At 67.5% G+C, this 7706-nt stretch carries 9 protein-coding genes and 1 CRISPR repeat array; of the genes, 5 read left to right on the top strand and 4 right to left on the bottom strand.

What is annotated here, in order from left to right:
• Together ACIBK0_RS51555 and ACIBK0_RS51550 are read right to left on the bottom strand one after the other, a co-directional pair.
• Positions 1 to 288 (bottom strand): hypothetical protein (locus tag ACIBK0_RS51555; RefSeq protein WP_399097427.1); only part of this gene is annotated, 288 nt, incomplete at its 3' end.
• Positions 289 to 553: 265 nt separating this feature from the next.
• Positions 554 to 826: a CRISPR direct-repeat array (repeat unit 29 nt; unit sequence GGGACCATCCCCGCGCGTGCGGGGAGCAG).
• Between the two features lie 373 nt (positions 827 to 1199).
• Positions 1200 to 1499: a hypothetical protein gene (locus tag ACIBK0_RS51550; protein ID WP_399097425.1), complete on the bottom strand. Its 300-nt coding sequence runs from the start codon at positions 1497 to 1499 to the stop codon at positions 1200 to 1202.
• A 380-nt stretch (positions 1500 to 1879) separates the two neighbouring features.
• Between ACIBK0_RS51550 and ACIBK0_RS51545 the strand changes: the two genes are divergently transcribed.
• Positions 1880 to 2623, top strand: coding sequence for a vWA domain-containing protein (locus ACIBK0_RS51545; protein WP_399097423.1), 744 nt, complete (start codon positions 1880 to 1882; stop codon positions 2621 to 2623).
• A 920-nt stretch (positions 2624 to 3543) separates the two neighbouring features.
• Positions 3544 to 3675 carry a hypothetical protein gene (locus ACIBK0_RS51540; RefSeq protein ID WP_399097421.1) on the top strand — a complete coding sequence of 44 codons (132 nt, stop codon included), beginning with the start codon at positions 3544 to 3546 and terminating at the stop codon, positions 3673 to 3675.
• Positions 3676 to 3956: 281 nt separating this feature from the next.
• On the opposite strand, the gene ACIBK0_RS51535 is transcribed toward ACIBK0_RS51540, so the two are convergent.
• Together ACIBK0_RS51535 and ACIBK0_RS51530 are read right to left on the bottom strand one after the other, a co-directional pair.
• Entirely contained in the window at positions 3957 to 4484 is a 528-nt protein-coding gene (locus ACIBK0_RS51535; protein ID WP_399097419.1) for a GNAT family N-acetyltransferase, read from the bottom strand.
• Positions 4481 to 5734, bottom strand: coding sequence for an XRE family transcriptional regulator (locus ACIBK0_RS51530; protein ID WP_399097417.1), 1254 nt, complete (start codon positions 5732 to 5734; stop codon positions 4481 to 4483). Before ACIBK0_RS51530 ends, ACIBK0_RS51535 begins: the two co-directional genes overlap by 4 nt.
• 212 nt (positions 5735 to 5946) lie before the next feature.
• On the opposite strand from ACIBK0_RS51530, the gene ACIBK0_RS51525 reads away from it, so the two are divergent.
• From ACIBK0_RS51525 to ACIBK0_RS51515, 3 genes are read left to right on the top strand one after another with little or no spacing between them, the layout of a single operon-like run.
• Positions 5947 to 6411 (top strand): ATP-binding protein, encoded by a 465-nt coding sequence (locus ACIBK0_RS51525; RefSeq protein ID WP_399097414.1) that lies wholly within the window; start codon positions 5947 to 5949, stop codon positions 6409 to 6411.
• Positions 6408 to 6815, top strand: coding sequence for a DUF6415 family natural product biosynthesis protein (locus ACIBK0_RS51520; protein ID WP_399097411.1), 408 nt, complete (start codon positions 6408 to 6410; stop codon positions 6813 to 6815). The genes ACIBK0_RS51525 and ACIBK0_RS51520 overlap by 4 nt, the downstream gene beginning before the upstream one ends.
• A gap of 59 nt (positions 6816 to 6874) precedes the next feature.
• A complete protein-coding gene (locus tag ACIBK0_RS51515) occupies positions 6875 to 7540 on the top strand; it encodes a hypothetical protein (protein WP_399097408.1) in 666 nt (221 codons plus the stop codon).
• The last annotated feature ends 166 nt before the right edge of the window (positions 7541 to 7706 follow it).

Below are 7706 nucleotides of genomic sequence, written 5' to 3'. Positions count from 1 at the left end.
CCAACGCTTCCGCCGTCTGCCGGCCGACACCACACCGCCACCACGCCCGCCGGGGGTGCGCAAGGTGACCGGCTGGATCACCCGCAATCCCGACCACGTGAGTGACGACGACCGGCAGAAACTCAAGGCGATCCTGGCCCGCTGCCCCGAGTTGGAGGCCACCACCGGACACGTCCGGTCCTTCGCCGCCATGATGGCCATCCGCAGCGCGGACCGGCTGCCCGCCTGGATCACCGCGGCCCATGCGGACCAGAGCCACGGCCTCCGCGCCTTCGCCGACGGGCTCATGACCGATTTCGACGCGGTTGCCCTCGGGCTGAGCACAGACTGGAGTTCCGGCTGCGTCGAGGGCCGCGTCACGGACATCAAGATGCTGAAGCGGCAGATGGCGGGCCGTGCCGGCCACCCCCCTGCTCCGCAAGCGCGTCCTCCTCGTGGCCGCAGACCGTCGACAACACAGAGTCACGGCCGCAACAGCCTCATGACCGGCTTCACGGAAATCTTGGAAGAGCCCAAATTCAGTCGTTGCCGACAGTCGCGTACGACAATTCTCGGGACCATCCCCGCGCGTGCGGGGAGCAGCTCCGAACAACGGGTCGGTAGGGATGACTGTGGGGACCATCCCCGCGCGTGCGGGGAGCAGACCCCGGGCCGGCCGGACTCGATGGCCTGCACGGGACCATCCCCGCGCGTGCGGGGAGCAGCGCTTCGCTCGGGGCATGTGGAAAACCTAGCGGGGACCATCCCCGCGCGTGCGGGGAGCAGTTCACCGAGGACAAGAGGTTTCTGGACTCGCGGGGACCATCCCCGCGCGTGCGGGGAGCAGGCTTTGCGACCTGCATCTTTACCGCGAAGGAGCCACGGTTCGAAGTACTTTCATCGATTCAGATAAAGTGCACATATTCTATAATCGATCGCTTAGCATCCCCGAATGTCCGACTGATGCGTCACTCCATCCCCCTCCCGTATCGCCCGCACTCACGGCGCCGGCGGACTGAAGCCAAGAACGAGAAACAGGCCCACATGGACGGCGGATTGCCAGGCGGGGTAGTGAATTGCGCTCCCTTGCTCTTCGTCTCGTTCAGCCCGCCACATGACCGTTCGCCTCTCACGGAGCCTGGACTGTGGCGCAGGTACGGGCTCCTCGGCGGTGCAGGCTTGGCCGGCTTCGAGGGTGAGCCAGCGTGCAGAAGTGGCTGTCAGTCACCGACAAAGATGAGGTAGCGATGCGGCTTGCGTTCCAGCATCTCGGCCAAGGCGAGCACTTCGGCTGCGGCCGCGGCTTCCGGTGCCGAAGCGCTGTCTGTCAGGCTATTCAACTCCGGCAGCACGAGCCGCCTCTGTGACTTGTTGAACCAGGTGTCGTCATACGGGTCGACGTGGCCGAGCATGGGCAATGCCAAGGTCGCGGCTCGTCGGCACATGGAGCCGATCGCCGGGTGGGTGCAGGTCACCAGGATCTCCCCGGTGTAGGTCCGCACGATTACGCTGATCAGCATGCCATGCACCGTAGTGCGGGCCGGACGCGGCAGCCACACGATTCCTGGCGCGCACGGCTGGTCGCAGCCCCTTGGGCGACAAGCCGGCATTGGGGATTGCCGGGCGGCATCGCGGCCGGGGCCCGGGCGACGTCCAACACCCGCGCACCCGGCACTCGGCAGATGCCGAACTCCGCGTCGCACCGGCTTCCCCGCGGATGCGCCGAAACGGTACGGCGGCTACGAGCCGCCCGCGCAGGTCGAGCCGTGCGAGAGAGCTGCACTGCACCCGCTGCTTGCTCAACCGACGCTGCCAGCTCGCCGGTATCAGAAAGTGCCGAGATGCAAGCGAAGTCGGCAAAGCCGGGATCCCGGCTGCGCCTTGAGAGCACTGTGTAGGGGTGATCGAGACGAACCGCGGTGAGCACTCCTCCGCCATCGGTCTGTCCAAGGTGCTGGAACGAGCCCCGGACCTGGTCAGCCTCTACAAGACGGCGGGCACCAGCGTCCGCAACCACGGACTGGAAGGGGTACGGGCCGCGGTGTATCTCGTTCTGGACCGCTCACGCTACATGCGGCCCTACTATGCGAACGGCACCATGCAGCACCTCGCGGAGCAGGTACTGACGCTGTCCGCCCACCTGGACGACGACGGGACCGTCCCGGTGGTCTTCTTCTCCACCGACGTCGACGGCTCCACCGACCTCAATCTCGGCGGGCACCGCGGCCGCATCAACAAACTGCACCAGAACCTCGGGCACATGGGGCGCACCAACTATCACTGGGCGATGGACGAGGTCATCGACCACTACCTCGACTCCGCCAGCGACTCCCCCGCCCTGGTGATCTTCCAGACGGACGGAGGCCCCACCAGCAGGCCCGCCGCCGAACGCTACCTCTGCAAAGCCGCCCGCCTGCCGTTGTTCTGGCAGTTCATCGGCTTCGGCGACCCCGCCGACAACGAGTTCGCGTTCCTGCGCAAGCTCGACACCCTCGCCGTCCCCGACCGCCGCGTCGTCGACAACGCCGGCTTCTTCCACGCCGGACGCACCCCGCTGACCGTCAGCGACGACCTCCTCTTCGACCGGCTGCTGCAGGAATTCCCCGCATGGCTCACCGCCGCCCGCAGCACAGGCATCGTGTAGCAACACCCCGGCCAGAACCTGCCCAGGCACTGCCGCCGTCCTCTGGGGGCAAGTTGGCACCTCGTTCCAGGCCTGCCGGAGGGCAGGGCCGCTGCACCGGTCCCACGCACGGCCCGCTCCACGACCAGACCGACGAGTAGTCGAGGCGTCAACGCAACGTCCGCGCGAACCCAACCGCAAGCGGTCGGCGGGTCTCCGCTCGGACCGATGGGCCGCGAACAGCATCCCCTCCACGCTGAACGCCTCCTCAGTCCGCTTCTGATTGCACGGGTGACGTCCGACGGGAGACGGTGCAGATGCGGGTGACTTGTCACGCAGACCTACTCACCCGGTTTTCCCACCGCCACCGCCAGGCGAAACGGTGGCTTTTAAGGGCCCTGACCGCAGAGGCCGAACGCGAGCTCCAATACTCCGCCATTGCCGGCCGTGTTGACGGCAGAGTGCAACGACCACGTCTTAGGCATGGGCGCCCCGCTTCCTGCCGCCACCATGTCAGTGCAGGTTGCCTGCGAGTGGCCGGAGTTTCGGGCACGGCGGCCGCCGAAGACCACACCGCATCCGGGATGACGGCCTCGCCGCTTCCCACCGGGTGGTAGACCTCCGGTATCCAGTCCAGCGGCTGACACACATCGCCGTGGCGGCGCGCCGCAGCCCCGCGACCCAGCAGGCCGCGCCGCCGCCACCGCCGCCGTTGCGACGACGTATGGGCCGGCCACCGCCACTGCCACGGCGGGCGCTGTCGCGGTCACCGCCACGGCCAAGGTGTCCTCGATCAGCTGGAACATGGGCGACGGCCAGGCCCCCGTGGTCTGCCACGGCCCCGGCTCCCGGTACCAAGCATCGATGGGCAACGCGCAATCCCCCCCTGCGGTCACCGTTATGTCCGTACCTCCGCCGACCAGGCCGGGCGCCGCTACACCGTGACCGCGACTTCCACCTGGACCATCACCTGGCAGGTCCAGGGCGCTGGCGCCGACAACGGGCAGTGGACCGAGACCCGCACCAGCGATCAGACCATCGCCGTCGGCGAGGCACAGGCCGTCACCTCCTGAACACCCCAAGCCCGCAGGCCTGCCAAGGCCGGGCCGATGGTCGCCTCCGCTGTGCAGGCACGGCCGCGCCCGGCGTAAGCCGCCGCAGCCCTCACCCGGGCGACCACCCCGTCTCGTTCACCCGCCTTGCCCATGAGGGTGGGCGACGGCGGTGGCCCCGATCGCGGACGAGGTCGATGGCGGCGCCGCAGTAGGTCTCGTTCCCGTCGGCCAGCTGCCCCCTGCCGCTGACCCCGGCGGCTCACAAATGGGCGGCTGACCGGTGCTGGAGCGACCGCCGGTCAGTGCAGGCCCTTGACCATGACCGAGTACAAAGGAGAGTCAGCGAATGGCCGTTGCTCACCAACCTTGTGGTAGCCCCAGGACTGGTACAGGTCCTGAACCTTCGGGTGGGTGACGTCGACCAGCAGCACCGCAAGGTCTTCGGGGCGCTCGGAGAGGAGTGCGTCGTGCAGTTGCTGAGCTATGCCTTGCTTCCGCCACCCCGGGCGCACCAGGACTTCCGAGACAGCGAAGGTCGCGGCGTAGCCGTTGTTCGGTTCGTAGTCGGTGGATCGCCACCATTCGCGGCCGGGCTGAAGAGGGGCGCCGTAAGCGAAGCCAGTCGGCTCTTCCCCGTCGTCATAGCTGACAACGCAGGTGAAGCCGACCATGCCTGACCAATGGTCGACGAACCAGGGAAAGCGCTGGTTGAACTCCATGTCCATGGCGTCGGCGTACGCGTCAGCGTGCACCCTGACCAGCAACTCCTTGAATCCGTCCGGGAGTTCCTCACGATGGTAGTGCCGCAGGTTGATCACGCTGGTCACGCTCGACTCCATTCATCTCGCATTCGGTCTGCCCAGTCTCGGGCGTACGTCGTGGACGGCGCCAGCCTGAACAGGTCCCGGTGAAAGTCTCCGATCAAGGTACGCATCCGTCCAGGGAGCGGAGAGCCGTCCATGATGGCGAAAACGCTGGCGGCTGCCTGTGTGGCCTGTTCAGGCTCGTCCTGGCGGAGTTGGGCGAGTGCGAGCTGGCAGGTTGCGAGAGCACGATTACGGCGGAACGCATGGGGGATTCTGGCCAGCGCCTGGTGTGCCGCTGCCTCGGCGTGGGCGTGTCTGCCGCTGTGGTTGAGGATGATCGCCGCGAGGTGGTCGAGTTCGGCCGGTCCGTAAAACGCCGTCCACCGCGGGTGGTCCCCGTCCTCGGCCTTTCGGAGAGTGGACTGCGCAGCGCTGAGGGACCGCTCTGCCGCCCTGCTGTCGCCGAGGGTTGCGTGAGCCAGGGCTACGCGAACACGCCCCATGGAGCCGAAGAAGGGGTCTCGACGGGAGGCTGGAGTTGCCTCCGCGGCTTGTGCGGCTGCAAGGTGCTCCGTCCAGTTCCTGCGCTGGTAGGCGAGCATGGCCATGTTGACCCAGACGCGCATTCCCGTCGCCGGGTCCTGCGACAAGCCGGCGAAGGTCGTGGACTCGTGGAGGTAGGTCTGTGCTCGGTCGAGCTCGCGCAGGTCGATGCACGACCAGGCCGCGATGGTGGTGTACTCCGCTGCGAGCGCGTACAGCGCGCGACGGACACGCTCACTGGCGTTTCGTTGCTGTAGCTCCAACACGCCGGTTCGGCCTTGGAGGGCTGCGGCGGCGAGGCTTGCGTGTCCGCCCTGGTGATCGTCTGCTTCGACGAGTTCGTTCATCGCGGCTGCGGCACGCGCCACGTCGGACATGCCGACCGATCGGCGCTGCCGGGCGATCGGCATTGCGGCGGCGGCTGTTCCGGTGGTTGAAGCGATGAAGGCGCGGCGCCGCACTGGGTCCTCCGGGAGGCGTTGCATGGAGCTGGGTGCGCTGAACCCTAATTGCTCTACTGGGCAGCCGAATACGCGCTCCAGGGCTACGCAGGTGCGCCCGATTGGACGTTGGTGCCTGCCGCTGAGCAGGTTCCGGATGGTGCGTGAGGATATTTCCCCTGGCCGGCCCGTGATCTGCAGCAGCGCATTGTTGAGCTGACCTGCTAATTCGTCCTGGGTCAGGCCGAGCGCCTCCATCCGGATCTGGAGGATGACATTCGCTCCCATGTGTCGACGGTAGTCCCGTCGTTACCGTGCAGCCTAGGCCTTGGGTAATGCGAACGTAAAGTCTTCCGCCTGAGTGGAGTGCACGAAACCGGAACTCTTCCTGTTCCCTTCCGTTGGGGCCTCGTTGACTGGGCGTGAGCTGCCGAACCGGCAAATGGCGCAGCCGTTCAGTACGAGCCCGGAACCGGGGCCGAGAGGACACCGAGGACGTGATGACAACGACAGCCGTACGAGCGCCTCGCGACGGAGACGTCATGAGGATGAGCTTCGAAGTCGCTCCCCGCCGTGGTGATACGCCGCCCAGCCGAGAGGACCGTTGCCGGGTCGGCTCTGCACGCCGCATCGCGGCCGCACGCCTTCGCTACTGCGGACTTGAGCCCATGACGGACGACGTCACGCTGATCATCTCGGAACTGCTGACCAACGCGCTGCTTCACAGCGGAGCTACGGAAATCAGCCTCACCGTTGTCGTACGGGATGGCTCCGTGCGAATCGTCGTCAGCGATGGCCAGCCCGGCAACGCTGAGCCCAAGAACGTTGACGACCGAGCAGAGTCGGGGCGAGGTCTCCTGCTTGTCGATGCCTTGGTGACAGAGAACGGCGGAACGTGGGGAACCAGCAACGCCGGCGGTACCACCTGGTGCCAGCTCCTCGGTCCGAACAGGGGGCAGTCGTGATAGCCGCCCCACCCGTAGCCGCGTGGACTCCCCCGTTAGATCACACCGCGTTAGAAACGGTCCTGGCCAAGGTTCGGGGGTGGGAGCCGTTCGACGGCGAGGCCCTCCTCGACGATGTCGGCGCGGTGCTCGACGACATCGCTCCGGCCCAGGAGGACGTCGACGACAACGCCCAACGGCTCCGCGGCCACCTCATGCAACTGGTTGCCATCGCTGTCGCGGCCGAGGCCGACCAGAAAGATCCCGAGGCGGGACAGTTGATTCAGAAGGCCCGCCAGGTACGTGCCGAGGACATGCCGGGCGACCACCTGAAAGCCGTTGGCCACCTGCGCCGACTGGCCTGGTTCGCCAACGAGCTGTATGAGCGCCTCGGTGCGATCAAGTGCCTCAAGGAGGCGGTCTAATGCTCGGTCCACTGCTCCCGTACCTCCCGCCCGTCCGGCCAAGAGGGACGAATCATTTCGTGCGTGCCACCACAGATCGCTCGCCCCTGATCCCGTATGTAGTCCAGCGGAAGGGCGAGGAGGCGGCGCCGGACAACCTGCGCATCCTGGAGTTCGCGCCCGGTCGGCACCGGCTCTACTACGCGGACGAGAACCCCCAGCGGGACCGGGACATGCGGGGCGTGCTGTGGGCGCGCTGCGCGTTCAACCCGGCCGATGAGAACAGGATGCCGACGGGCGAACCTCAGTGGAAGATGATGCACCCGCACCGGCAGATGGTGACCATGCAGCATCTGCGGTGTCAGGTGTGCACGCGGCAGGCCCGGACGCGCCTGGGCTACATCTTCCTGGCCGGCCGCGGGAACCAGGACCCAACCCAGGCGCAGATCCTGACGAATCAGCCGCCGGTGTGCGCGCAGCACGCACCGGCCGCCGCACAGCTGTGCCCGCACCTGGCCGGTGACCCGATCGTCTTCCTCGCCCACAGCGCCCCGCTGTACGGCGTGGGCGGCGTTCTCTACGGCCGCAACAGCTCGGGCGTACACGTCGTCGCGCGGCCGGACCACGCTCTGCCTTACGGGCATCCGAACCTTGAGACGTTCCTCGCTTCGCAGATGGTGCGACGCCTGTCCAGCTTCCGCGTCGTCAGCCTCGAGGAGCTGCTGAAAGAACTGGCGGCCGCATAGACCCCCCGCTCGGTGGCCCGGATGTTGTCTTGCCTTGGCCATCGTGCGGTGCCAAGCCGTGGGGGGGGGGGGCCCCCCCCCCCCCCCCGCCCCCCCCCCCCCCCCCGCCCCCCCCACCCCCCCCCCCCCCCCCGGGCGGGGGGTAGTGTGATGGTGTCGGGCCGCC

Source organism: Streptomyces sp. NPDC050564, from assembly GCF_044457265.1.
Classification (GTDB): Bacteria; Actinomycetota; Actinomycetes; order Streptomycetales; family Streptomycetaceae; genus Streptomyces.
The sequence above is the reverse complement of the archived record's forward strand: the minus strand, read 5'-3'. Positions and strand labels throughout refer to the sequence as shown.